Raw genomic sequence first — 23,863 nt, 5'->3', positions numbered from 1 at the left:
ATTACAACAGTATAACGTACGTTTTAAAGGAAACTTTAATGAAAGACAAGTTAGAAACGCGTTCATTTATCATTATGCTACTGCTGGTAAGCATCGCGTTTTTATGGGTGCTTAAACCTTTCTGGATGTCGATTTTCTGGGCTTGCGCGGTGGCGGTAATTTTTTACCCATTACAACGTAAGTTACAACATTCTTTGGGTGACAAGCCCAACCGCAACGCGCTATTAACATTGCTCATTGCCGTTGTGATTGTGGTGATACCCGTGTTGGGCATCGCTTATTCCTTTATTCAGGAAGGTGTTCAGTTTTATCAGAAAGTAGATTCGGGCGAGATTCGCCCCGGTCAGTTTATTCAGCAGATAGAGACGGCCTTTCCGTTTATTCCGGAGTTACTGGAAAAACTCGGTATAGAAACCGATAACCTGCGCCAGAAAATTTCTGAGTTCGCGGTAAGTGCCAGCCGCACACTGGCAGAACAAGCGCTGACGGTGGGGCAGAACACCTTTAGTTTTGTGGTGAGCGTTGCGTTAATGATTTACCTGGTGTTCTTTTTACTACGTGACGGGCATTTATTGATTAATTTAATGGTGCGAGCGTTACCGCTGGGAGATCAACGTGAACGCGAATTGTTTGGCAAGTTCGCAGAGGTAACCCGGGCCACGGTAAAAGGCAATATTGTTGTCGCCATGGTGCAGGGCGCACTGGGCGGTATAATATTTGCGATTCTCGGTATTCCGGGGGCATTGCTTTGGGGTGTGGTGATGGCCTTTTTATCGCTTATCCCAGCCGTTGGTGCCGGCATTGTTTGGTTGCCGGTAGCTGTTTATTTGCTTGCTACGGGTAGTGTATGGGAAGGCGTCGTATTGATCACTTACGGTGCGGTGGTTATTGGCTTAGCCGACAATATTTTGCGGCCCTTACTAGTGGGTCGCGATACCAAACTGCCTGATTATATTGTTTTATTTTCAACCCTGGGCGGACTATCACTGTTCGGTATCACAGGGTTCGTGATTGGGCCGCTGGTAGCGGCCCTGTTTATGGCGTTTTGGGATATTTTCATGCGTGAATTTAACGTTGACGGGCAGTCAGGTTAAAATCAGTAAAAAGGCCGTTCGTATCCCCCCTCAAGGCCTTGCGGTGATAACACCCACTGCCATAGCTGGATATCGCGGGCGCGGAATGCGCCTGCGCAGGACAGCAGGTAGTAAGTCCACATGCGGTAGAAGTTATCGTCAAAATCGCCTTTGATTTCCGGCCAGGCCTGATCAAAGTTGGCAAACCAGGCCATTAATGTTCTGTCATAGTCAGCACCGAAATTATGCACGTCTTCGCATACAAAGCGCTCTTCAATAGCCTGTCCAATTTGTGCGATAGAGGGGATCTCGCCGTTAGGGAAGATATAACGACTAATCCAGGGGTCGGCGGCAGTATCGGATACATTCTTGCCGATGGAGTGTAGTAAAAATAACCCATCCTCTTTGAGGCAGCGTTGGGCGACGGTCATGTAGTCGTCGTAGTTTTTTTGTCCAACATGTTCGAACATACCCAGGCTGATGATACGATCGAAGCGTTCGTCGAGGTCCCGATAGTCTTGCAGTCTAAATTCAACCGGTAACCCTTCACACCGTTGTTGGCCCAATGCAACCTGCTCTTTAGATATGGTTACGCCAACACATTCGACCTGGTAATTCTCAGCTGCATATTGCATAAAACTGCCCCAGCCACAGCCTATATCCAATACCCGCATGCCGGGCTTTAGGCCGAGCTTTTGGCAGCATAGCTCTAATTTATCCCGCTGCGCGTCATTCAGGTTATCGCTGTGACGCCAGTAGCCGCAGGTGTAAACCATACGTGGATCCAGCATGTGTTGATAAAGCTGATTACCGATGTCGTAATGGTGTTGGCCGACTTCCCAGGCTCGCTTGCTGTCCTGTAAGTTAAACATACGCGCTTTCAGGGAATGAAATATCAGCCGCGCCGGATTAACTTCGTGTTGAACCCCGGAACGAAGCAGCCGGTGAAAAAACTGGTCCAGCTTGGCAACGTCCCAAAGCCCTGCCATATAAGATTCTCCCAGGCCTAGATTGCCCCGCGAGAGTGCCTGATCAAAAACGCTTTCATCATGCACCTGCATATCCCATGGGCGTTCGCCATTGATACGGATATCGGCGCGAGCTAACAGCTCTTCCACATAAGCTTTCGAGGTTGCCATGTGATTCCCTTTTTTGAGAATGTTGTTGTTATGGTTAAAAAATTAGCGCATTCAACAGGAATACGCTAACAGGATGTACAACTTATGACAACGCTCAGCCCGATGGGAGCAACTATGTCGGCAATTACCGTGGACTTGAGCGAACAAATTCGGGATAGGCTTCAACGCCACAGTCGACGCTGTCAGCACCTTGGTACTCCTGTTCCTTCGAAACACGAATGCCGATAATTTTGTGCAGAATCCACCACACGGCCAGGCTGGTAAAAAACATCCATGCGAAGATAACCGCGGCTCCGCTGAGTTGTCCGCTAAAGGTGGCTGTGCTGTCACTAAGCGGCACAATCAGCAAGCCAAAAATGCCGCCAACACCGTGTACCGAGAGCGCGCCGACAGGGTCATCAATGCGTATTTTGTCGAACAATAGAATTGATACCACGACGACTAAGCCCGCAACGAAACCGAAAACGGCAGCGAGTTCAGGGGATGGTGTGGCAGGTTGCGCGGTTATCGCCACTAAACCGACTAACGCACCATTTAGGATCATGGTAAGGTCGGCTTTTTTGGCTGTTAGTTTGGTTAATAGCAGTGCGCCTAAGGTACCGGCCGCCGCCGCACTATTCGTGTTTACAAAAATCAGCGCAATGGCATCAGCATTACCTGCTCCGCTTAATTGTAACTGCGAGCCGCCATTAAAACCAAACCAGCCAAACCACAAGATAAAGGTGCCTAATGCAGCCAGTGGCATATTGGCACCCGGAAAGGCCTGCGGTTTGCCGTCTTTGTATTTACCGCGGCGTGGGCCCAACACAATAACACCAGCTAGCGCAGCAGCGGCGCCGGCTAAGTGAACAATGCCCGAACCCGCAAAGTCAACGAATCCCCATGCTGATAAAAAGCCTCCGCCCCAACTCCATGCGCCCTGAACTGGATATAGAAAGGCGGCCAGGACGATGCTAAACAACAAGAAACTAATGAGCTTCATGCGCTCAGCAACCGCACCGGAAACAATAGAAAGAGCGGTTGCCACAAAAACACTTTGAAAGAAAAAGTCCGCGGCGTCAGCGTAGGTATCAGAACCGCCCTCGCCGTACATGAGCTGATAGCCGATGAGTAAATAACAGACACAAGCCAGTGCATAGAGGGTGATATTTTTAGTTAAAATCTCAGTGGTATTCTTAGCCCTTACCAGCCCGGCTTCCAACATGGCAAAGCCTGCGGCCATCCACATAACTAAGGCACCGGATATTAACAGGTAAAATGTATCAAGGGCAAAAGCCAGGTTAGTTGATTCCATTATCTGCTCCTTACAGCGCTTGCTGATCAGTTTCGCCGGTGCGAATGCGGGTACAGTGTGTCAGTTCCCAAACAAATACTTTGCCGTCGCCAATGTTGCCGGTATGAGCATGTTCAGCTATCGCCTCGGTTACGCGCTCCTCCATGTCATTAGCGACCGCTATCTCAATGCGGATCTTGGGTAAAAAATCGATTTGGTATTCGGCTCCGCGGTATAGTTCGGTATGCCCCTTTTGCCGGCCAAATCCACGCGCTTCGGATATCGTCATGCCGGTGCAGCCGATATCGGCCAGCGCGCGACGCACGTCATCGAGTTTAAAAGGTTTAATTAATGCAACGACCATTTTCATTGTTGTCTCCTGGATATGGACTAACGATGACTAGCGTTACAATTGTCGTGCCAAACTATAATGCTTTGAAAAATAAAAGATTATTGTAATTTTTTGAATTTACCCGGAACCGAGCTGGTGCATCCTGCGGTGCAGTTGCACCGCAGATGTGCATGGCTTATAACGCAAAGTTAGTTGAACCAATAACAGAGTGACGAGATACTATATTGAACGAACATATCAACGTGAGAGGGCGCCAATGTTAGTAGGCCAGCGCATGAGTGACTTGATTGGGCAAACTGATCTGGTAAAAATTCCGTCGCTATCCAAGCTTACCGGTAGTGATATTTTCTTAAAGTGTGAATTTCAAAATCCGGGCGGGTCGATTAAAGATCGTGCCGCTAAGCAGCTCATCGAAGACGCTTTTGAGCGCGACGAATTACGTCCGGGTATGACGGTAGTTGAAGGAACAGCGGGCAATACAGGTATTGGCTTGGCGCTGGTGGCAAAGTCTTACGGCTTGAATATGCTGGCTGTTATGCCGAATGACCAATCGCCGGAAAAGGAACGCATGATCGCCTTACATGGTGGCGAGCTGATGGCTGTCGACCCGGTGCCGTTTAAAAACGAAAATCATTTTTACCACACAGCCCGCCGTATAGCCGAAGAACGTGACGATTACTGGTGGGCTAATCAGTTTGAAAACACCAGTAATGCACGTGCCCATTACTTGCACACCGGCCCTGAAATCTGGCAACAGATGGAGGGTCGAATTGATACCTTTGTATCGGTCGCAGGTACCGGTGGAACCATCGGCGGCAACTCGATGTTTTTTAAAGAACAGGATGAAAACGTTGATGTCTGGCTGGCTGACCCGGACGGCTCCGGTATATTCGAGTTCTTAAAGTCAGGTGACTATGTATCTGAAGGCGGCTCGATGACCGAAGGAATCGGCATAATGCGGTTAGTCGAGAACTTTAATCAGGCAAAGATTGATCATGCCGTTAATTTGCCGGATCAGGACTTGGTTACCTTGTCACGCTATTTGCGTGAACAGGATGGCATTGTGTTGGGCAGCAGTTCTGCATTAAATGTTGCCGCGGCACTGGCTGCGGCGTTGCATAAAGGCAAAGGCCAGCGCATTGTTACCTTTGCCTGTGACCTGGGCGAGAGATCAGCAAGTAAGCTGTACAATGAAGCCTACTTAAAAGGCCGTGGTCTTAACCCACAGCCTGAGCCCATTGAACAATTGCTCGAGCGCTATGGCAACTTGGGTGATAAAATCATATCAACACATTGGCGCGGGCAAGCAGCGCGCGGTAAATAAAAGGTGAGGCTAATGCGGCTCAAGTTAGCAGTTGGTGTTTTTTCGTGTTTGTTGGTGGCTGCGCAGAGTGTTGTTGCCGCCAGCATGCAATCGATGGATGCAGCTGCCGAAGTCGGTTCATTAAAGACGCTCTCGGTACCTGACTTTATTGACGTGGCTCACCGGGGAGCGTCGGGCTACCTGCCGGAGCATAGTCGCGAGGCTACCGTGATGGCGCATGCGCTGGGTGCCGATTACATTGAACAAGACGTGCAGTTAAGTCGTGATGGCATTCCGGTTGTTCTGCATGATATATACCTTGATGCGATTTCGAATGTGGCAGAGGTTTTCCCTGATCGCCATCGTCCCGATGGCCGCTACTACGTTGTTGATTTCACCTTAAATCATTTGCAGCAGCTGACCTTGTCAGCCCGCCATAACGAGGCGGGTGAGCGTGTTTACCCCGCTCGATTCAGTGCATCTGACCTAACCTTTAAAATTCAAACGTTAGCAGAGAACCTGAGTCTGATTCAGGAGATGAACCGGGTCAGAGATACTAACACCGGCGTGTACGTTGAAATCAAAGCACCACGTTGGTACCACCAACAAGACTACGATATTACAGCGTCAACAATGCGGGTATTAGAAGAGGCGGGCTATAAAGATGATGCGTTGCCGACGCCTATTTATCTGCAATCGTTTAATCCAGAGACATTGCGGCGCTTGAAGCGAGAGTTTCACGTTAACTATCCGTTGGTTCAGCTAATAGCAGACAATAGCTGGAACGAGAGCGATGTTGACTATGATGCGATGAAAACATACGCCGGGCTGGAATCGTTGTCCGCTTATGCCGACTCTATTGGGGTATGGTTAGATCACGTGTTGGTCGGTGTAAAAGACGGTGAACCGCAGTGGAGTGGTATTTTGGATGATGCCAGTCGCGCTAAATTACCGGTGTTCGTATATACCTTGCGCGCTGACGATTTGCCGGACGGCGTAAGCTCCCATAAGCAATTACGTGAATGGTTAAAAAAAGCAGGTGCAGTTGGCGCCTTTAGTGATTTTCCAGACCAAAAGTAACACGCATTTTAAGACCATCGGTGCCGTCATCGTAATAGCCGGGCAGCAAGTCGATGGTCTCAAAGTGATAGTGTTGGTACAGCGCAATAGCGGCGCGGTTATCAGACTTCACTTCCAGTGATAGTCCGCGACACTGCGCCTTTTTAGCTTCAATAATAACGTGTTCTAACATCGCTCGTGCCAACCCCCTGCCGCGATGATGCATGTCTACAGCTAACGAGTACACACGCCAGTACCGGCTATTGCTGCGGCTTAATGCAACGGCATAAGCAATGACATTTTGTTGCTCAATGACAACCCAAAAATGTGCAGACGGGGATTGCATCAGTCGCCTAAAGTTACGACGACTAATGCGGCTGTAATCAAAGGTTCTTTGTTCAAGCCGCACCAGGCTATCCAGGTCATCGGCTGTTGCGCGTCTGATGGTCGGGTTATTGCTCATCCAGTCGACGTCCGAAATCTGCCATGATAAGGCGGTAAAGTTCGTAGCCTAAATGCTTATCCTCAACGCCTGACTCAATTGATGGATTATCATTAATCTCGATAATCACCGGACCATCACGGGTCATTTTTACATCAACCCCATATAAGCCATCGCCAATCAGCCGGGTTGCCTGCAAAGCGACTTTAACCACGTCTTTGGGGGCCTGATGAACCCCAAAAGTCTCGAACGAACCACTCTTGGCACGCGCTGACGACTCTTTATGGTTATAAATCTGCCAATGGTTGCGTGCCATAAAATATTGGCAAGCGTATATCGGACGGTTGTTAAGTACACCAATACGCCAGTCATAATCGGTTTTAAGAAACTCCTGTGCCAGCAAAATAGTCGACTGTTCAAAGAGCTTATTGGCTACCTGCTCAAATTCTTCAGCGTTATCGGCTTTCTCGACACCAATCGAAAACGAACCATCCGGAATTTTGAGCACAACGGGATAACCCAGCGACTCACCTAACGCGGCATAATTAAGGGAAGTACCACTTAGCAGCAGTTCGGTTTTAGGCATACCGACATTATGCTGTTCTAACAGCTCTTTTAAGAACACTTTATTAGCGCACTTCACAATGGATTCTGGATGGTCGATGACGACCATGCCATTCGCTTCGGCTTTTTTAGCAAAGTGGTAGGTATAATGATTTATGCGCGTAGTTTCACGAATAAATAGCGCATCAAACTCTAATAAGCGACTGTAATCCTCAGCTGTTATCAGTTCCGCCTCAATGTCCGCCTCTTTCGCTGCTTTAATAAACTGTGTTAGTGCTTTTTTATCACTGGTTGGTATGGCTTCGTCAGGGTTATAAAGAATCGCTAAGTCGTAACGGTATTCCTTTTTGGCACGAGCTTTTCGCCACACGCGTTTATTAAAGGCGTCGAGCGAATCGCCAAAAAACGTTTGTTGCTCATCAGATAGTTGATTGAGTTGCCCCGCGGTGAGCGAGTGAATATACCAACGGCTCTCGTGGCGCAACTGTACCCGCAGAATCGGGCAGGGATAGCGTTCGAATAATTGTCGCGCAAAACCAGCAAAGGCGGCAATGGGAGAGACGCCAAAACAAATGATCAATTCGAGCGTATTATCGGTATAGTTAAGAAGATACTTAGACGCTGTTTTATCCAGCACATTCGTCAACAGCTGGTAGTGACGAAAATTATTTAAGTCATTGATCGTGGTTACCGATGGCAGCACACGTTGCCCACGAGCCTCGCCCAGCAAGCTAACATAGTAGCCGGTGGACAAATAGCTGAGGTCATTACATAAGTTGACAATATGCGAGCGCGCTTTACTTTTTTGCGTACTCAAATATTCGTTAGCCGTTAACAACGATTGGCTGGGGTAATAGGGTTGCCAGTCGTCGATATCATTGATCACTACGTGAACGTGTTGCTGCATAAAGTGAAAAGTTAGTTGCGAGAGAGACTTAAGCGACACTATATTAGAAAAGGAAATAAAGACAAGGAGCTTTGTGTATGTTGACGTTGTTGGCCAAACTTTTTAAGGCCCTGAATTCAGAGACCAGTCCCTGGGCGTTGGCTATGGCAATGGTGCTGGGTATGTTTTTGGGTCTGACGCCGCTATGGCGAGTACACAACCTTGTGATTTTACTGGGGGCATTAATTTTTCGGGTCAACCTGACGCTGTTTTTGCTCTCGTTTGGCTTGTTCTCGGGTATTGCCTACCTGCTCGATCCCATGTTTCACGATTTTGGTTTAGCTATTTTGCAAGCATCAAGCTGGCAAGGTATTTATGAGGCCGCGTACGCAACGGCGGTGGGTCGGGTAAGTCAGTTTTACCACACCATTACCATGGGAAGTTTTGTGTTCAGCTTGTTAATTAGCCCGGTTGTTGCGGTGGTGACCTATTTTGTGGTCAATAATTACCGCAAACGCATTCAAAAAGCCTTGCTAAAATTAAAAGTGGTGCAAATGTTGCGAGGCAGCCGCTTTTGGCAACTGTACACGGATTTACGGGGGTAGTGATGAAGCGTAGTGTAATTCGTTGGCCGGGATTGGCCGTATTTGGTGGCATCGTCGCGTTGATAGTAATTGTATCGTGGCTGTTTTTAGACGCGATTTTAAAAGTCTCGATGGAATATGGACTTGGCCGTGTCAATGGTGCGGAAGTCAACATAGCGCGGGTTGAGCATGAGTGGTCACCGCTAACTCTTAGAGCCTATGGCGTTCAGGCAACAGATGCCGCCAAGCCGACTCACAACCAGGTACAGTTGGAAAGCTTCAGCGCGGACATATCTGCAGCCGAGCTTTTATTAGGACGTATTCATATCGAACAGCTTGACGTGCTGGGTGTGAGAGTTGATCAACCGCGTGAACAAGGCGAAGGCGAGGTTTATGTCACGCCGTCAAAAGATGATGTAAAAAACTGGGCATCGGCAAACTGGGAGCAATTGAAAGTATCATTGCCCTCGACCGACGAAATCGTTCAGCAAGTTGGCCTGCAAACCGATCAAGTGTTGGCCGACGCGGAACAGAAGATTGAGCAGCAGCGGACTCAGTTCAATGACGCTAAAGCAGCGTTACCGGATAAAGAAAAAATTGCCGCCTACCAGCAACAGATTAAAGAAATTACAGAGGGTGACGTCGAGGGCTTAGGCGATGTGGCCGCGCGGAAGAAAAAACTCGACCAGTTGAAGGATGCTATTCGCGAAGATAAAGCCGCAATAGAACGCTTTAGAGCGCAGTTAAGCGAATCTGCTGAGATCGTAAAGACGCAAATAGCTCGTGTTAAAGATGCCCCGGGTAACGATATCGATCGAATCCAAAACTTCTTTCAGTTAAACGAAACCGGTCTGCAAAATGTTACCGGCTTACTCTTGGGTGATAGAGCACGTCAGTGGAGTGAGTATTTACTACTAGCATACGAACAACTCGCACCGATGCTAGCGCGTTCAGCCAATTCGCAAACAGTAGAAAAGGCACGTGGCGCTGGCGAAAGCTTGTCATTTGTCGAGGCTGATGCACCGCCTGAATTCTGGATTAAGAATGCCCGCACCGAAGTATTGATTGCAGGCACAGCGGTTAATATCGATTGGCAGAACATTACTCATCAACATAATTTACTCGGCCAGCCAACAACCTACCAGGCGCGGGTAGATAACAGTGATCTGTGGAACGCGTTTAACCTGGATGGTGAATTGTCGTTACTGGAGTCGGGCATTGATGCCAAGCAACAATGGCAGTTAAAAGGCGCTAACCTGAAAAGCCTGGGGCTGAGCGAAAGCGACGAGCTGACCGCGTCAATCGCGTCAGCGCTGCTCGACAGCGACGGCACCGTGTTAGTGCGTGGCAACCAACTTGATGGTGAAGCCATTATTCGCATGCTGGATTTAGAGATGCTGGCGCAGGGTAGCAGTAAAATTACCAATGCCATCGCCGCTGCATTAAAGCAATTGAACCGGCTGGACATTAATACCGAAATTGCCGGCGATATCCTAAGCCCAAGCTTAAGCTTAAACTTAAACTCCGACCTAGACCAACAGCTCGGCAAACTGCTGGGTGACACCGCCATGGCAGAAGCACAAGGCAAGCTGAACGAAATAAGAGCCGACTTGACCGCCAAAGTTGAACAACAGCTAGGCCCCAACACCGAGTTGCTACAAAACATTACGCAACTCAACAGCCAGGCCGGCGACTTCAACCAACAGCTGGAAGAACTGTTAAAATCCAAAATCGAAGACAACCTAAAAGACAAACTCAAAGACCGCCTCTTCGGCAACTCGTAGCTCGCGCATCCTGCGCGAGGGGGGCCGGGGCGTACGGGCCAATAACGGCGGGCGATTGACACTCCTTAGCCAAGGGACGCCCGCAAGTACATCCCTGTAGGGCTTGACTGGCGCCATCCATGGCGCCAGACACCCTTGGCTAAGGAGCTGCTCAATCACCTTAACGCCGTTTTTGACCCGTACGCCCAGTCACTTCCAAGCATTTATTCCAGCAGTCAGCAAGACAAGCCCTTAGTCAGCAGCGTTCCTGTATTCAGGGGGTGTTGGAGGCCATGGATGGCCGGAAACAAGCGTACATGGATGTACTTGCAGCGTCCCCCTGAATACAGGAACGCTGCTGGCTAAAAAGGGCTTGTCTTGCTGACTGCCACGCCCTCGCGCAGGATGCGCGAGCTACTGTAGGAAGAATTTTAACTTGTCGGCTTTTTGCTGGATGCTGTAGATGCCGTCCAGGTGGCCCCAGGGGCCGTCGATATGATCGATTTCGACTTCTTTATCCAGTGCTTTGAGTTGTTCGGCGGCGTTTTCTGCCATGTAAGGCATTAGCAGTAAGTCGTTGCTGGCGGGCAGGAATAACGTTTTTGCACTGATGTTGTTCAGGCCTTCTTTTAGTGTTTGCTGGTGGCCGGCAATGAACAATTGATTGGCACGTACCAAGTACAAAATATGATTGGCATCGGCCAGCGGGGCGCGTTGGCGGCTGCTGTCATAGAGCCATTTGGCTGCTGGTAGCTGGTTGTTAACGGTAGCCAGACCTTCGGTGGGCAGGGTTTGCTGGGCTGGCGCTACCTGGTTGAAAATCGTTGGGTACATTGCGCCGTGGGTGATTAACGCTTGTGCCATGGTGACTCCATCTAGCGGTGCTTCGCCGTCGTAATAATCACCGGCGTTCCAGTTGGGATCCAGTTTTATTGCTTGCGACCAGGCTTCCAGGCCGGCTATGGTCCAGGCATCCATGGATGCCGTGCCGATTACCGATACCATGCGCTCTACCCAATCAGGATAGGCTGCAGCCCACTCAATGGCTTGCAGTGACCCCATTGAAGCACCGATAACCGCGTGCAATTTATCAATACCCTGTGATTCTAATACCGCCTTTTGCACGTTGACGAAGTCGCGGATGGTGACAACCGGGAAGTCGAGACCATAAGGTTTGCCGGTTTCCGGGTTAATACTGGCGGGGCCGGTAGTAACAACCGTGGGTAAATTGGGGTAAGCGTTAACCAGCGAGTCAACACTCACGACATAAAACTCATTAGTATCTATGGCCTTACCCGGACCAATAATGGCGTCCCAATAACCGGCCTGAGCATCATCCGGCGTATACTTACCGGCGGCGTGACTGTTTCCCGAAAAAAAGTGGGTGACTAAAATCACGTTGTCTTTAGCTTCGTTTAGTTCACCATAGGCTTCCCAGCCGACTTTAACATCACGGATGGTTTCGCCGCCGTGGGTGGTGTACTCATCCAGGGTAAATGTCTGTTTTTCTACCAGTAGTGATTGCTGAGCGATACTCGCGACACTAAATAGCCCTGCAAAAAGCAGGCTACCCAGTTGAATTAATGGTTTCATTTTACGATCTCCGTTGAGTTTTCTGTTAGGTAGTTTTGGTAGGCTTTTCGCAACTCATTTTTTACCAGCTTGCCGGTGCCGGTATGCGGCAATTCATCAACAAATACAACGTCGTCCGGCGTCCACCAGCGGGCTATTTTGCCATCCAAAAATTGTTTGATTGCGTCTTTTGTCAGCGTTTCGCCTTTATTAAGGACCACCAGCAATAGCGGACGTTCGTCCCACTTAGGGTGCTTGACGCCAATAACACAGGACTCATTAACGGCGGGGTGTTGGCTTACAATGTTTTCGATATCGAGAGAACTAATCCATTCACCGCCGCTTTTAATCACATCTTTTTTCCGGTCCACGACCTTCATAAAGCCTTCTTCGTCAATCACCGCAATGTCGCCGGTTGCCAGCCAGCCGTCGGGAAAGCTGCTGAGGTCGTCGTTACGGAAGTACTGCGAGGCAATCCAATGCCCCCGAACCTGAAGCTCGCCGCGGGTTTCGCCGTCGTGCGGCAAGGGTTGGTTATCGGCATCAACAATACGTGCGTCAATGCCAAACACCGGCCGTCCGGCGGTGGTTTGTATGCGATACTGCTCATCTTTACTGCGTGACAATATGTCGGCCTGGGGTGGGGCTGAATGTACTAGTGGACCCGTTTCGGTCATGCCCCAAATAGGTTGCCAGTAAACACCGTAGGTTTGGTCATAGGTTTTAACCAGCCCCAGTGGTGATGCCGCGCCGCCGACGCATACGCGTTCTAAACTGGGTATATCCAGACCATTTTCAGCTAAATAATTGTGCAAGGTTAGCCAAATGGTTGGCACACCTAACCCAACCGTGACGTTTTCTGAACGGATCATTTCAGCCATTGCTTCGCCAGACGTTCCATCGCCGGTAAATACTAACTTACAACCTGAGATAGGCCCGGCATAGGGTGCTCCCCAAGCCGCTACGTGGTACATGGTCACCATTGGCATCAGTACCGTGTTGGTGCTTAAGTCGAGCATGTCACGACTAATGGTTGCCTGAGCATGCAGCACCATCGCTCGGTGAGAAGCAATAACGCCTTTGGGGTTTCCTGTTGTACCCGAGGTATAACACAATAATGCTGCGCTATTTTCATCGATGTCAGGCCAGTCATAATCGCGGGGCTGCTCTTCAATAAGAGCCTCGTAGCAGTGAACATTGGGTAGCGATGTTGATGGCATATGGGCTTTATCGGTCATAATAATAAAGCCTTTTACCTGAGGCAGCTGGCCAGCGATTTGCTCCAGCAATTCAACAAAGCTCAAGTCAACAAAGACCCAGCCACTTTCTGCATGGTTGATAATCCAGCTAATCTGCTCAGCAAACAGTCGTGGGTTGACGGTGTGCATTACCGCACCGATGCCGCTAACGGCGTAATAGAGTTCCATATGACGATAGGTATTCCAGGCAAGACTGGCAACACGCTCGCCGGGGCTGATGCCTAAAGCCGTTAACGCATGGGCCATTTGTGCGCTACGCCGGTAACAATCGGCATAGGTATAGCGGTGGATGTCGCCTTCTAAACGGCGCGTTACAATTTCTTGTTTGGCATGGCGGGCAGCGCCGAACTTAAGCAAGTCAATAACTTGCAACGGCCGCTGCATCATGTTTCCTGAGGTTGGTGATACTAGCATGTTTATTCCTTACAGCATGAATAAGCCAATAGCGACAGCAAGTCCCATTAACGGCACAACAACCGTAACCGCGGCAACAGCCCAGTATGCTGCACTGTGTGTCTCGTTACAGATGGCGCGGATGGTAGTAACTACGTAGCCATTGTGAGGCAGCGAGTCGAGTGCACCTGACGAAATAGAAACAATACGATGCAGTTGGTCGGGATTAACGCCGGCCTGCAAGTAATGTGGACCGACTTCCGGTAGTGCAATAGCCTGTCCGCCTGATGCCGAACCGGTTAAGCCGGCGATGACACTTACTGCTACAGCGGCACCGACGAGTTCGTTGCCGGGTAAGTTGGTCATTGCGGTTACTGCGGTATCAAACGCAGGTGTGATCTTGGCAATACTGCCAAAACCAACCACTGCGGCGGTGTTACCAATGGCAACCAGAGCGCCGGTAGTTGCTTCGGATATGGCTGTTTGGGGACGATGAAAGTGTTTAAAGTTAATGATGGCAATAGAAATGACGCCGCCAAGTAAGGCTACGATCAATGCGTTTTGTGCCAATGTGTCATGAAAACTAAACGATAGCCCCAGCACCACAAGCAGTGGAATAAGGCTTAAAATGGGACGCGGTAGCTTACGATCCAGTAACACCGGATCACCCTCACGGGCTTCAAATTTTTCGCCATTGGCAATTGCCCGGTTGATAATTTTACGTAACCACCAGTAGCCAAAGGTTGCCATTAATACAGCAACCACCAGGCTGACCTCCCAGGCTGCATAAGGCGATGTGCCCAGATATTTAATGGGGATCCAGTTCTGAATTTCGGGTGAGCCGGCCGAGGTCATGGTAAATGTGACGGAACCAAACGCCAGTGCGGCAGGAATAAACCGACGGGGCAAGTTGGCATCTTTAAATAGTGACAACGCCATGGGGTACACGGAAAATGCCACCACAAAAACGCTGACACCGCCATAGGTCAGGATCGCACAGGCCAGAACTACCGCCAATACGGCTTGTTTACGGCCGAGTTTGTTGATAATCCATTGCGCGACGCTATCGGCGGCGCCGGTATCCTCCATAAACTTACCGAACATGGAGCCGAGTAAGAACATAAAGAACCAGGCGGCGACAAAGCTGGCAAAGCCATCCATGTAGGCAGCTACAAAATTAACCTCACCAGTAAATAGCGGTATGCCACTGCACAAGGCAACGACGACGGCACACAAGGGCGCACTGATAAACAGGTTCATTCCCCGAAGGGTAAGGATAATCAGCAGCACCAGGCCACCGACAAGTCCAATCATACTTAACATGAGATACCTCGCAACGAGTCAATAGAAACAGCCATGCTCCAGTCGTTGCATGAGCTGTATTGTGCGCTATCTACAAAATTTGCCCCATAGTACTATGGTACAGATCACTTTTTTAACAAATTGCGCTAGCTTAATAACCAGCCATGACTCTGGTCCGTTCAGAACACAACGTTAACAGCAACGGAAATCTAATAAGAATGACAATATTGTCAGGGGAACAACAATGAATACACCCAAATTTAAACATTCGTTAGTCGCAGCGGCGGTCGCTACTTTGCTCTCCAGCCCAATGGCTTTGGCTCAGGAACAACAGGATACAACGGAGGCCGAAGACGGCAAGCTGGAGCGTATTGAAGTCACCGCGCGCCGAACCAGTGAAAGCTTGCAGGAAGTGCCGGTTGCGGTAACCGCCTTCGGTGAAGGCGAACTCGAGCGTGATGGCATCGAGGATATTACTGAACTGCAATATAAAATGCCGAACACAACCTTCCAGGTTAGCCGTGGTACTAACTCTACCCTGACGGCCTACATTCGTGGTGTGGGTCAGCAGGATCCATTGTGGGGTTTCGAACCGGGTGTCGGTATTTATATCGATGATGTTTATGTCGCCCGCCCGCAAGGTGCGGTGCTGGAAGTGTTGGATGTGCAGCGGGTAGAGGTGCTGCGCGGACCGCAGGGAACTCTGTATGGTAAGAACACCATCGGTGGTGCCATGAAGTATGTCACCCGCGAATTGACCGGCTATGACGAGTTTGAAGTAAAAGGAACCGTCGGATCATACAGCCAGGCAGATTTAAAAGTTTCCGGACAGACCGCGCTGGCTGACAATTTTTATGTTGGCGGTGCGTTCGCGACCCTGAATAGTGATGGTTTTGGCGAGTTCGTTAATACCGGTGACGAGAACTATAACAAAGAGTTAATGACCGGTCGTCTGAATGCGAAATGGCTGGTAAGCAAAGACATCAACGTTAAATTTGCGGCTGACTGGACCAAAGACGACTCCAATGCGCGTGGTGGACATCGTGAGCAAGAGTCTCTGCTTAGCGACGAACCGCGACTACATGACGTTTACGACGCCTACACAGCAATGCCTACCTGGAACGAAGTCGAGACCGAAGGTTATTCAATGACCGTGGACTGGGCAATTAATAACGACTGGATGTTCAAATCAGTAACGGCATACCGTGAGGGTTTAACCAATACCAACATCGACTTTGACTCAACGGTTAACCCAGTACTGCTCGTTCCTGCTATCTACGAAGATGAGCAAACCACGCAGGAATTCCAGTTCATGTATCGTGACGATCGTTTGGACTTTGTCGGTGGACTATATTTTTACGACGGCGAGGCTTGCGGTGAATTTGGAACGGTCTTAGGTTTACTGGGTCTATCGATTGATAATGGTGGTTGTGTTGATACATCCAGCGAGGCATTATTTGGACAGGCGACTTATCAGCTTGATGACCAATGGTCAGTGACTGTAGGCGGACGTTACACGCGGGACGATAAAACTGCTGATGTTTACCGTTACACCTATGCCGGCGTTAAGTTTCTTGACCGCGGCAATTACTCCGCTGATCCGATTGTAATCAACTCTGACTTTACTACCCAGGCAGACTGGAGCAAGTTCAGTCCGCATGCTAGTGTCAGTTACCAGGTCGATCCGGCCGTTATGCTGTATGCAAGTTATAGCAATGGCTTTAAGTCGGGCGGTGTTGACATGCGCGCAGACGTATCACTAAACCCTGATGCCTCGAACCCTTACGATCCAGAAACTGTGGATACTGTAGAATTTGGTGTTAAGAGTGAGCTACTCGATGGACGCATGCGCGTAAACGCGGCGACCTTCTTCTCCGATTATCAAGACATGCAGGTAACCGTACAGCGCGCGATTGAGGGCGGTGGTGTGGCCTCTCAGGTGTTAAATGCTGCTGATTCGACGGTACAGGGTTTTGAAATTGAGTTGACTTTTGCCGCGACATCAACGCTGAACTTTACCGGCTCTTTGGGTTATATCGATGCCGAGTTTGATTCAGTTGAATTCTTTAACCCCGAAACCCAGCAGGTTGAAGATGTGTCCGACTTGTGGTCATTCCAAAATACGCCAAAAGTAACGGCTAACCTTGGCTTTACCAAAGAGTTTGCGCTGGAAAGTGGCTCATTGGTGTGGTCGGGTAGTGTTTCTTACCGCGACGATACACAAATCTTTGAAGTGCCGTCACCATTGGATGAAGAAGCTTATAGCCTAACCAATACCAGTCTGGTGTGGTATTCAAACTCTGGACAATGGACTGTTGGCTTGCACGCCAAAAACGTGCTCGACGAGGAATATCGTGTGTCAGGTTATAACTTCGGTTCGACCTTTGGCGAAAATATCGTCACTGGTTACTACGGCGACCCGCGCACGGTGTCACTGTCAGTTGGCTATCGCTTCTAGTTAATCTGGCAAGCAAACCCTCTCGTGGTTTGCCGGCGGTTAGGCCACTCCCTGTGAGCCTGGCCGCTGGCATTTTTTTAAAAAGTGGTTAGCATGGTCATTATCAATTCTTCAACACCGACAACACCAATGGCCAGAGCTATAATTGCTGACGATCATCCGTTATTTCGCGCAGCGATGAAACAAGCCATCGCCGACTGTTTATCAGCAGATATTATCGAAGTTTCAAGCTTTCAACAGCTTGAAGAAGTATTGCCGGAACACCCCCAGATTGAACTGGTTTTTCTCGACCTTTCCATGCCGGGCAATCAAGGCCTGACAGGCTTGTCGCTACTGCGCAGCCAGTATCCGGACGTGCTGGTGGTCATTGTCTCTGCCAACGAAGATACGCGCGTCGTTCGTCAGGCGATGGCACTGGGTGCCAGCGGCTATATTCCTAAATCGGTGCCCTTACCGGAGTGGAAAGTAGCTGTGCAGACGGTATTAGCTGGTGATAATTGGCTACCTGCGACGATGCAGAACGTTATCGATGATACGGATGAAGAAATGACCGCGTTCGCCAATAAACTGGAACAACTCACGCCACAGCAATTTAAAGTACTTAAGTGCATCGCTGATGGCTTGTTAAACAAGCAAATTGCTTACGAGCTGGGCGTGCAGGAGACAACGATTAAACAGCATGCGTCAGCGATTTTGCGCAAGCTAGATTGCATCAACCGTACGCAAGCTGGCATTTTATTCAGGCAAATGCTGGCTGCTTCTGAGTCGTTTGATGAGTCTTTTTAAAGCGCCACTTTTTAACGGCTTAGGAATAAAATGTGCGCCTATTTCCAGCGCCTGCTCGCGTAATTGCTCGTCAGGATCAGCTGAATTAATAATGGCAGTGACATCAGCATGCCACTGATTGCGCAGCGTTTTAACCACCTCTATACCGGTTAAACCGTCATCCAGATGATAATCGACAAACAGTAAGTCAACGCGTTGAGCTGATTTGGCCTGTGCCAAGTTTTGTGCGGTTTGTACGTCTGCCCCCCATTGTTCCAACAGTGACGCCGTCGCGTTTAATACGCGAGGATCGTTATCAACCACCAAAACCCGCACGTTATTTAACAATGCTTCGTTAACCAGGGCTGGCGCCTGAGTGCGTTCTTCAAGAGGTTGCTTGCTCCAGCTTACGACCGGGAGTTTTATGCTAAAGGCTGTGCCCTTGCCGGGTTTAGAATACAGATCAATGCTGAGGTCCATGAGCCGGCAAATACGTTCCACAATGGAGAGTCCCAAACCAAGCCCGGGGTTATCACCGCCAGATTGCAGTTGATGGAACTCTTTAAAAATTTCTTTCTGCTTATGCTCCGGAATCCCTTCGCCGGTGTCGATAACCCACAGTTCAAGTTGTTCGCCGCGGCGTCTGCTACCAACGACAATGCGACCCTGGTGGGTATACCGCAGCGCATTGGAGAGGAGGTTTTGAATGATACGGGTGAGCAACTTGCGATCACTGGAAATTGATGCAGAGCTGTATAAATAACTTAACTTTATGCCTTTTTCCGCTGCCATCGCGTGGTATCGCTCAACCAGCGGAGTCAGAATAGAGTCAAGCGAGATAGTTTGTGGTTCGGGCTTAAGATTACCGGCATCAAGCTTGGTCATATCGAGTAGCATGGTGAGTAATTCTTCAGCATGATCCAGTGAACGACGCACATTTAATACCATCGGTGCTTGTTGCGGGTTACTTTGTGCCTGTAGCATTTCGCAGAATAAGCTGGCGGCGTTAAAGGGTTGCATCAAGTCATGGCTGACGGCGGCAAAAAATCGCGACTTACTCTGATGCGCTCGTTCCTCTGCTTGCTTAGCCTGCAGTAACTGCTCGGTTCGTTCGTTAACGCGCTGTTCCAGTTCGGTATTGATACGTTGCAATGCTCGCTGAGCCTGCACCCTTTCAGTAATGTCACTGTAGGTGGTAACAAAGCCGCCGCCGGGCATGGGATTGCCCTGTAGCTCGATAATCGAGCTACCCTGGGCGCGCTGGTATTTATAAGCACTACCTTCGCGTAAGTAGGTTAAGCGCTTTTTAATTTCAGTCGCGGTATCGCCATTTTCAACGCCACTGAGCAGGCCACGGTCCGCGTTGTACTGCAATAACTCTTTAACCGGCATACCGGCGCGTACCAAACCATCGGGGTAATCAAAAATTTCCAGATAGCGACGGTTCCAGGCTACCAGACGTAAATCACCATCAATAACGCTTATTCCCTGCGGGATATTTTCGACCGAGGCTTGCAGTAATTCACGATTAAATTGATAAAGTTTAGATGCCTCTGTTGCCCAGTCAACGACCTTGGTTACCGGCAAATCCTGTTGCTCAGAAATGGTGTCTAACAACAGCCGTGTCGCTGAGGTTCCGATAATACTGGCAAGTTCACGCTCTAGTCGCATTAGGGTGGGAGCAGGAACACCGGTGTAACTATCGTGACTGACCAGATCAATGGCCAGTTTGCGCTGCAGGGCGCTCAGTTGGGTCGGATTGTAAAGGCGCTCGAGCAATAACCGTAACCGTTGCCAGGTAATGCTCGGCTGACGTGAGAACTCTGCATTGAACGCTGAACCACTACCTAGCTCGGTTACCGGCCGCGAGCATAGCGAGACGACGATATAAGTGAGTAGGTTTAACGATAAGCTCCATACAACGCCATCAGCAACCTGTACGTCAGAAATCGGATTAGCCGTATCCAGTGCCGGTATAAATAATAATAAAAACCAAACTAAGGTGCCTAAACTCAGCCCGCTAAAAACAGCTAACTGACTATTGCGTTGCCAAACCACACTGCCGACGATACCCGGACCGAGTTGTGCCAGCAGAGCCAAAGACAGTAGCCCCGAGTTAACCAGCGGTAAAGAGTCGATGGTTAGTTGGTAATAAAAGTACGCAAGCAGCATAACAACCACAATGGTGATGCGGCGAACCCAGAGAATACGGCCAGGTGAGAAATTAAACGTGGTTAACCGTCGACGCGCAATGCGCAACCACAATGGCATCACCACATCGTTAGAAATCATGATGCTCAGTGCCAGTAGCGCAATAATCACCATGCTGGTGGCAGCTGCCAGCCCGCCGATAAAGGCGGTAAGGGATAAGCTTTGCGAGCCGCTGGAAAGCGGAATAACCAGCATAAAAGTATCGGTGGACGCTTGTTCCGGCGCGATTAATAATGCTGCCAGGGCAATGGGCAAAATAAAGAGGTTAATGGCAAACAGATACAGCGGAAAACCCCATCGCGCAATACGAAGTTCGTCGCTGTGGGTGTTCTCTACATAACTGACATGAAACTGACGCGGTAAGCAGAACATAGACAGTGCACCCAGTAAAATATGCACGACATAGATGTATGTGCCACTCTCGGCGCCCTGCAGCGCTTCACGTGTCAGGTCGTTATTCAAGCTCTGTGTCAGTAGGTCGGTAAAGCCATCGAACAAACCGTAGGTCGCGTAAAGCCCAACCACAACAAACGCGATAAGTTTGACTACCGATTCAAACGCAACGGCGTCCATTAAGCCACCGTGCTGCTCGGCTAAGCTGAGTCGTCGCGTGCCGAATAAAAAGCCGAAACCAATCATCACCAGTGCAACTAAGGCCGACAGGTCAAACATCCAAAACGGCTCATGTTCAAAGCCGGTTACCGCAGCAAAACTTGCGGTAACCGCACGTAGTTGCAACGAGATGTAAGGAACCACTGCAATTAATGCGATAATTGCTACGATGCTGGCCAGTAAGGGGGATTTGCCGTAACGAGTACCGATCAGGTCGGCAATGGATGTGATATTCTGCTTTTTACAATAATTGAGTAATTTCAGTTGTACGCTATGCAAGACTAAAAACACAAAAATGGCACCGATATAGGTAGGGGCGAAGGCCCAGCCATAATGTGCCGACTGCGTTACGGTGCCAAAAAAAGCCCACGACGTGCAGTGAACCCCTTGTGCCAATGCATAGCGGTAGGGCTTAGGAGGTTGCGTGGAGGTGCGGTCACCGCGATAGGCAATGGTAAATAAAACCAGCAGGTAAACAACGGCAACCGCGACGGTTAGGGTAACTGAGAGCATGGTTAATGCGGCTCGTTATGATCGGGAAACACGGGTAGCGACCATAGATACTTTATCGCACCCAGCCGTATTACAAGCGTCGACAACATACCGGCCGCCAGGGCAATGACCGGATAGTAGGGAACCAACAGCACATAAACACTCGCACCCACCAGACAGGTTGTTGCATAAAGCTCGCTTTTTAGCACCATGGGTATATCTCTGGCCAGAACGTCTCGTATCATGCCGCCAAAACAAGCCGAAATAGTGCCCATAATGACTGCAATAAATGGCTCAAATCCTGCCGCTAATGCCTTTTGTGCGCCCATTGTCGCAAAGAATGCTAAACCGACCGCATCGGCGATTTGCAACGTGGTCATCGGGATGTATGCTTTATAGCGTAACCAGATAATAGTTAACAAAGCGGCGACAAGAATCGTGTATATATACGTTGGGTCGTGAGCCCAGAATACCGGCAGGCCGAGGATAAGATCACGGACGGTACCGCCGCCAATGGCGGTGGTTGATGCCAAAATAATAACGCCGAATCCGTCCATGTGCTTACGAAAGGCTAACAGCGTGCCCGCGACTGCAAATACCGCCACGCCAGCTTGGTCTGTCCAATAAAATATAATGTCCATTTGGGCTGCAATCCATAACGTACTTTTTAATGCAGTTTGTCATTATAACGGCGAGATTGGTAGCATTGGGCGGTTTAAATTATTTGGCTATTTTATCATCAATCTCGTACAATGAATTATCTAACGAGACGTCGTAATGCTAAGGACTAGCGCTAAAGATGAATGTTGCAGAAATGAAAACCCAACATACTGACGACGATATTGCTTGTCGTGTAGAGTATGTGCCCACGTTAATTATCGCACTTCACCCGGACCTGGAGCGAGTCGGCGAGACAGCCCCTCTGCTTGGTATGGTTACTGACGAGCGGGATTACGTTAGCCGTAATCGACCCGACTTCAGTAAAAATGGTCATGCGGGAAAACCATTAAACGACCCTCATTTAAGTCGCTCCCCGGTAATCATCCAAAAGGACAATGATGACGTGTACCGGATTCGGGGACATTCAACCAGCACGCGTGTTCGTATTGAAGGTCGTGCGCAGCAAAGTGAATATTTACTGAGCCAGAGCGATATAAGCAGCGGGGTTACTATCACCCTGAGTAATAAAGTCGTTTTGCTACTTAAGCTTTTGCCGTTGCAAGACAGTCGGTTAAAAAAAGACGCCTTGTTAAAAGGCATCAGTCCGGATATTCATGCGTTAACGGGTAAGCTTGAGCACATCGCGCAACTGGATATTCCGGTGATTATTCGGGGCGCAACAGGCTCGGGGAAAGAGCAGGCCGCCTATAAAATTCATTGCGATAGCTCACGCTGCGACAAGCCATTTGTGGTGGTCAATCTGGCGGCGATTCATGATGTGGTCGCAGAAGAAGAACTGTTCGGTGTAAGCCGTTCGGGGCAAACATCGCCGGGCTATTTTTCGCAAGCCGAAGGCGGGACGTTAGTACTCGAAGATTTAGAGGATGCCTCTGAAGTTGTAATCTCAAGCTTATTTGCTGCACTGGCGAGTGGTTCTTATGTGGCTGTTAATGGCGATCAGCAGCAGCCGGTGACCTGTCGTATTATTGCCACTAGTATTTATGATGCCTGCCCTTGTTCACATGGTTCCAAATTGTGGCAATTAACTAATTTACTTGCTGCTTATCAGGTATTCTTAGCGCCATTAGGCGACAGGCTGGAAGACGTAAGTATTTTGTTTTTGCACTTTGTTAAGCAACAGTGGCAAAAGATTTATCCGGGTCGACCATTTGAGTTGCGGATACCTCCCGCTATTATTGCCCGGATTTTAAGTTTCAACTGGCCCGGTAATGTACGGCAGCTGCGCAATGTTGCCCGGCAGGCGGTTATTGATAGCCGTGAACAAGAATCGCTACAGTTAGATCAGCAACTGTTGTCTATATTAAAGCCAAAACCCAATCTTCGTGATGTGACCGATACCGTTAAGCATAATGGCAATGGTCGCAAGCCCAATACCATTGGGCGTGAGGAATTGACCGAGGCATTGCAGAAAAACCGCTTCGAGTTGCAGGCAACGGCGCGTGAACTATCGATATCACGTGCGTCGGTTTATCAGTTAATACAACGCTTTGATGGTTTAAGAACTGCCCAGGATCTGGCTGAGCAGGAGCTAAAATCGTGCTACGAAAAATATCGCGGGGATACCGAACAGATGATGTGGGAACTGCAGGTTTCTCAAGTTGGTATGCGGCGGCGATTGAAAGCCATGGGTTATGATATTTGATTGAGTATTCTTTCCTGCCAAATTTTTGCTAGACTATC

18 protein-coding genes are annotated in these 23,863 nt (G+C 49.3%); 8 read left to right on the top strand and 10 right to left on the bottom strand.

All coding sequences use genetic code 11. The features are described 5' to 3' along the window. Positions 1–38: 38 nt before the first annotated feature. The gene (locus DEU29_RS04015) at positions 39–1,094 is read left to right on the top strand and encodes an AI-2E family transporter (protein ID WP_133538964.1); all 1,056 of its coding nucleotides are present in this window, start codon (positions 39–41) and stop codon (positions 1,092–1,094) included. A gap of 2 nt (positions 1,095–1,096) precedes the next feature. On the opposite strand, the gene cfa is transcribed toward DEU29_RS04015, so the two are convergent. The 3 genes from cfa to DEU29_RS04000 all read right to left on the bottom strand — a co-directional run bounded on the left by cfa (position 1,097) and on the right by DEU29_RS04000 (position 3,855). After that, positions 1,097–2,212: a cyclopropane fatty acyl phospholipid synthase gene (cfa, locus tag DEU29_RS04010; RefSeq protein WP_133538963.1), complete on the bottom strand. Its 1,116-nt coding sequence runs from the start codon at positions 2,210–2,212 to the stop codon at positions 1,097–1,099. 124 nt (positions 2,213–2,336) lie between these two features. After that, positions 2,337–3,506 carry an ammonium transporter gene (locus DEU29_RS04005; RefSeq protein ID WP_133538962.1) on the bottom strand — a complete coding sequence of 390 codons (1,170 nt, stop codon included), beginning with the start codon at positions 3,504–3,506 and terminating at the stop codon, positions 2,337–2,339. A gap of 10 nt (positions 3,507–3,516) precedes the next feature. Continuing rightward, entirely contained in the window at positions 3,517–3,855 is a 339-nt protein-coding gene (locus DEU29_RS04000) for a P-II family nitrogen regulator (protein WP_133538961.1), read from the bottom strand. 238 nt (positions 3,856–4,093) lie between these two features. Here DEU29_RS04000 and DEU29_RS03995 point away from each other — a divergent pair, with 238 nt between their 5' ends. Both DEU29_RS03995 and glpQ read left to right on the top strand, forming a co-directional pair. After that, positions 4,094–5,161, top strand: coding sequence for a cysteine synthase A (locus DEU29_RS03995; protein ID WP_133538960.1), 1,068 nt, complete (start codon positions 4,094–4,096; stop codon positions 5,159–5,161). 12 nt (positions 5,162–5,173) lie between these two features. Then, on the top strand, positions 5,174–6,220 hold the full coding sequence (glpQ, locus tag DEU29_RS03990; RefSeq protein WP_243734466.1) for a glycerophosphodiester phosphodiesterase: 1,047 nt from the start codon (positions 5,174–5,176) through the stop codon (positions 6,218–6,220). Here glpQ and DEU29_RS03985 read toward each other — a convergent pair. Both DEU29_RS03985 and DEU29_RS03980 read right to left on the bottom strand, forming a co-directional pair. Then, positions 6,195–6,662: a GNAT family N-acetyltransferase gene (locus tag DEU29_RS03985; protein WP_133538959.1), complete on the bottom strand. Its 468-nt coding sequence runs from the start codon at positions 6,660–6,662 to the stop codon at positions 6,195–6,197. The two genes, glpQ and DEU29_RS03985, sit on opposite strands and share 26 nt — an antisense overlap. After that, entirely contained in the window at positions 6,652–8,112 is a 1,461-nt protein-coding gene (locus tag DEU29_RS03980; protein ID WP_133538958.1) for a RimK family protein, read from the bottom strand. Before DEU29_RS03980 ends, DEU29_RS03985 begins: the two co-directional genes overlap by 11 nt. Before the next feature lie 77 nt (positions 8,113–8,189). On the opposite strand from DEU29_RS03980, the gene DEU29_RS03975 reads away from it, so the two are divergent. Next, positions 8,190–8,696, top strand: a complete 507-nt coding sequence (locus DEU29_RS03975; RefSeq protein ID WP_133538957.1) for a TIGR03546 family protein — start codon at positions 8,190–8,192, stop codon at positions 8,694–8,696. A 2-nt stretch (positions 8,697–8,698) separates the two neighbouring features. Beyond that, positions 8,699–10,459: a TIGR03545 family protein gene (locus DEU29_RS03970; RefSeq protein WP_133538956.1), complete on the top strand. Its 1,761-nt coding sequence runs from the start codon at positions 8,699–8,701 to the stop codon at positions 10,457–10,459. A gap of 393 nt (positions 10,460–10,852) precedes the next feature. Here DEU29_RS03970 and DEU29_RS03965 read toward each other — a convergent pair whose 3' ends face one another. The 3 genes from DEU29_RS03965 to DEU29_RS03955 are packed head-to-tail and all read right to left on the bottom strand — an operon-like array spanning position 10,853 to position 14,985. Further along, a complete protein-coding gene (locus DEU29_RS03965; RefSeq protein ID WP_133538955.1) occupies positions 10,853–12,031 on the bottom strand; it encodes an E22 family MetX-like putative esterase in 1,179 nt (392 codons plus the stop codon). Then, on the bottom strand, positions 12,028–13,683 hold the full coding sequence (locus DEU29_RS03960) for a long-chain fatty acid--CoA ligase (protein ID WP_133538954.1): 1,656 nt from the start codon (positions 13,681–13,683) through the stop codon (positions 12,028–12,030). The genes DEU29_RS03965 and DEU29_RS03960 overlap by 4 nt, the downstream gene beginning before the upstream one ends. Before the next feature lie 9 nt (positions 13,684–13,692). Beyond that, a complete protein-coding gene (locus DEU29_RS03955; protein WP_133538953.1) occupies positions 13,693–14,985 on the bottom strand; it encodes a GntP family permease in 1,293 nt (430 codons plus the stop codon). Between the two features lie 223 nt (positions 14,986–15,208). Here DEU29_RS03955 and DEU29_RS03950 point away from each other — a divergent pair, with 223 nt between their 5' ends. Then, the gene (locus DEU29_RS03950; protein ID WP_133538952.1) at positions 15,209–17,422 is read left to right on the top strand and encodes a TonB-dependent receptor; all 2,214 of its coding nucleotides are present in this window, start codon (positions 15,209–15,211) and stop codon (positions 17,420–17,422) included. A 129-nt stretch (positions 17,423–17,551) separates the two neighbouring features. Continuing rightward, positions 17,552–18,208 (top strand): response regulator transcription factor, encoded by a 657-nt coding sequence (locus DEU29_RS03945; RefSeq protein WP_133539005.1) that lies wholly within the window; start codon positions 17,552–17,554, stop codon positions 18,206–18,208. Here the strand turns inward: DEU29_RS03945 and DEU29_RS03940 are convergent. Both DEU29_RS03940 and DEU29_RS03935 read right to left on the bottom strand, forming a co-directional pair. Continuing rightward, the gene (locus DEU29_RS03940) at positions 18,158–21,523 is read right to left on the bottom strand and encodes a PAS domain-containing hybrid sensor histidine kinase/response regulator (protein ID WP_133538951.1); all 3,366 of its coding nucleotides are present in this window, start codon (positions 21,521–21,523) and stop codon (positions 18,158–18,160) included. The two genes, DEU29_RS03945 and DEU29_RS03940, sit on opposite strands and share 51 nt — an antisense overlap. Before the next feature lie 2 nt (positions 21,524–21,525). Further along, positions 21,526–22,143: a trimeric intracellular cation channel family protein gene (locus DEU29_RS03935; protein ID WP_133538950.1), complete on the bottom strand. Its 618-nt coding sequence runs from the start codon at positions 22,141–22,143 to the stop codon at positions 21,526–21,528. A 158-nt stretch (positions 22,144–22,301) separates the two neighbouring features. On the opposite strand from DEU29_RS03935, the gene DEU29_RS03930 reads away from it, so the two are divergent. Next, positions 22,302–23,825: a sigma-54-dependent transcriptional regulator gene (locus tag DEU29_RS03930; protein WP_133538949.1), complete on the top strand. Its 1,524-nt coding sequence runs from the start codon at positions 22,302–22,304 to the stop codon at positions 23,823–23,825. The last annotated feature ends 38 nt before the right edge of the window (positions 23,826–23,863 follow it).

Origin of the sequence: Idiomarina aquatica, from assembly GCF_004362895.1 — a bacterium.
Taxonomy (GTDB): domain Bacteria; phylum Pseudomonadota; class Gammaproteobacteria; order Enterobacterales; family Alteromonadaceae; genus Idiomarina.
The sequence above is the reverse complement of the archived record's forward strand: the minus strand, read 5'-3'. Positions and strand labels throughout refer to the sequence as shown.